The organism is Aquabacterium sp., assembly GCF_050725395.1.
In the GTDB taxonomy this organism is placed as follows: domain Bacteria; phylum Pseudomonadota; class Gammaproteobacteria; order Burkholderiales; family Burkholderiaceae_C; genus Aquabacterium.
Genome location: NZ_JBOHHL010000081.1, coordinates 1 through 2,843, shown reverse-complemented (window position 1 = coordinate 2,843; position 2,843 = coordinate 1). Strand labels below are relative to the sequence as shown.

The window sequence follows — 2,843 nt, the reverse complement described above, 5'->3', positions numbered from 1 at the left end:
GCCTGCAACTGGGGGCGCCAGGCGCGCCCATTGTCACGATCGGCGAAGATGCCAACAACGACGGCTACATCAGCAAGGCCGAGCTGAGCGGCAACATCGACGTGTCGGTGACCTTGCCGGCCACGGCGAAGGCGGGCGACAGCCTGCTGGTCAGTGCCAACGGCACGGCTCAGCCAGCCATCCTGTTGACGCAAGCCGACATCGACAAGGGCAGCGTGTCGGTCCCGAACATCACCAACCCTGGCGAAGGCAGCACCCTGACGGTGACGGCGCAAGTCAAGGACGTGGCCGGCAACCTCGGTGCCACGGGCAGCGACAGTGCGATCATCGACACCACGCCTGCGACCGTGCTGACGGCCCAACTCGACCCGACCTCGGACAGTGGCACCAAGGGCGACGGCATCACCAACGATGCGACCCCGACGATCAGCGGCACGGGCGAACCCGGTGCGCAGATCAAGGTCACCTTGCCTTCGACCAACGAAGTGCTGACGACCACCGTGCAGCCCAACGGCACATGGGCAGTCACGCCGACACAAGACATCCCCAACGGCACGACAGGCCAGGCGCAAGTCACCGAGACCGACGCCGCCGGCAACAGCGTGCAGACGAACGTGCCTCTGACGATCGACACCGGCGTGCCCAACAACGGCGCAGCCCCGACCGTCACGATCACAGAAGACGCGAACAACGACGGCTACATTAACAAGGCCGAGCTGAACGGCAATGTGGATGTGAAGGTGGCCTTCACGCCAGCGCAGGTCAATGTGGGTGATGTGGTCAAGGTGACCTCGGGCGGCATGACCAACGACGTGACCATCACGGCGCAGGACAAGGCCAATGGCTTCGTCACCACCAGCTTTGTGCCGACGGTCGATGGCACGACGATCACCGTGACCGCGAACATCGTGGACAAGGCCGGCAATGCCAGCGCCACGGGCAGCGACAGCGCGGTGATCGACACCACGCGGCCGACGGTACTGACGGCCCAGTTGGATCCGGCTTCGGACAGCGGCGTCAAGGGCGACGGCGTCACCAACGATGCCACCCCGACGATCAGCGGCACGGGCGACCCCGGCTCGCAGATCAAGGTGAGCTTGCCTGGCACGAACGAAGTGCTGACCACCACGGTCCTGCCCAACGGCAGCTGGACAGTCACGCCCACGCAGAACATTCCCAACGGGACCACGGGCCAGGCCCAGGTCACTGAAACGGATGCCGCGGGCAACACGACCCAGACCACGGTGCCGCTGGCCATCGACACCGGCGTGCCCAACAACGGCGATGCGCCTGTGGTCACGATCACGGAAGACGCCAACAACGACGGTTTCATCAACAAGGCCGAACTGAATGGCGAGGTGGACGTGAAGGTGGCGTTCGTGCCCGCGCAAGTGAGCGTGGGCGACGTGGTCAAGGTCACCTCCGATGGCATGACCAAGGACGTGGCGATCACGGCGGCGGACAAGGCCAATGGCTTCGTGACGACCAGCTTCACCGCGCCAGCCAATGGCACGAGCATCACCGTGACCTCGCACATCGAGGACTCGGCCGGCAACGTCAGCAAAACGGGCACCGACGAGGCCAAGCTCGACCTGAGCACGCTGAGTGGCCTGGACATCACCCTGAGCACCGACGCGAACAACGACGGCTTCATCAACAAGAGCGAGCTGGGTGGCGGCAACCAGGTCAGTGCCCTGGTCAAGCTGCCCGCGGACGCGGCGGCAGGCGACACCCTGAACATCACGGCCACCGGCAATGCCACGCAAGCCATCACCCTGACGCCAGCGCAGATCATCGCCGGCCAGGTCGAGGTGAGCCTGAACGCCCCGGCCAGTGGCACGGACCTGGTCGTCAGCGCCCAGGTCAGCGACCCGGCGGGCAACCACTCCAACGTGGCCACCGACCACGCCATCATCGCGACCGATGACATCTCGGCGCCCAGGGTGACCATCACCACGGACGCCAACAACGACGGCTACATCAACAAGGCCGAACTGGGTTCGGGCAGCACCATCGCGGTGGCGGTCGAATTGCCTGCCACGGCCAAGACCGGCGACAGCCTGCTGGTCAGCGTCAACGGTGCGCCGCAAACACCGATCGTGCTGACGCAGGCCGACATCAACAACCACACGGTGGTCGTGCCTGGCATCACCAACCCCGGTGAAGGTGTCAACCTGCAGGTCACCGCGCAGATCAAGGACGTGGCCGGCAACCTGGGCGCCACGGGCTCCGACGGCGCCAAGATCGACACGACGAGCTACAGCGGCCTGGGCATCAGCATCACGACGGACGGCAACAACGACGGCTACATCAGCAAGGCGGAGTTGACAGACAACACCATCGGCGTGCGTGTGGCGCTGCCGGCCGGTGCCGCCGCGGGCGACACGCTGACGGTGACGGGCTCGGGCAATGTGGCCCAGGTGGTCACACTGACAAACGCGCAACTGACTGCCGGCTTCGTGGACCTGAAGTTCAACCCCACAGGCGACAACACCGACTTCGTGTCGAGCGCCAGCATCGCGGACGCGGCCGGCAATGCCGCGGGCCCGGTGAGCGACGCGGCCCGCCTGCAACTGGGGGCGCCAGGCGCCCCCATCGTCACGATCGGCGAAGATGCCAACAACGACGGCTTCATCAACAAGGCCGAACTGAGCGGCAGCATCGACGTGTCAGTGACCTTGCCGGCCACGGCCAAGGCGGGCGACAGCCTGTTGGTCAGCGCCAACGGCACGGCGCAAACGCCGATCCTGCTGACGCAAACCGACATTGACAAGGGCAGCGTGGTGGTGCCCGGCATCACCAACCCTGGCGAAGGCAGCACCCTGACGGTGACGGCGCAAGTC

General features: G+C 65.7%; 1 protein-coding gene. It reads left to right on the top strand.

Annotated features, from left to right (window positions below; translation table 11 throughout):
- Window positions 1-2,843: beta strand repeat-containing protein (locus ACREB4_RS21150; RefSeq protein ID WP_431590214.1), on the top strand; the 2,843-nt coding region annotated here is incomplete at both ends.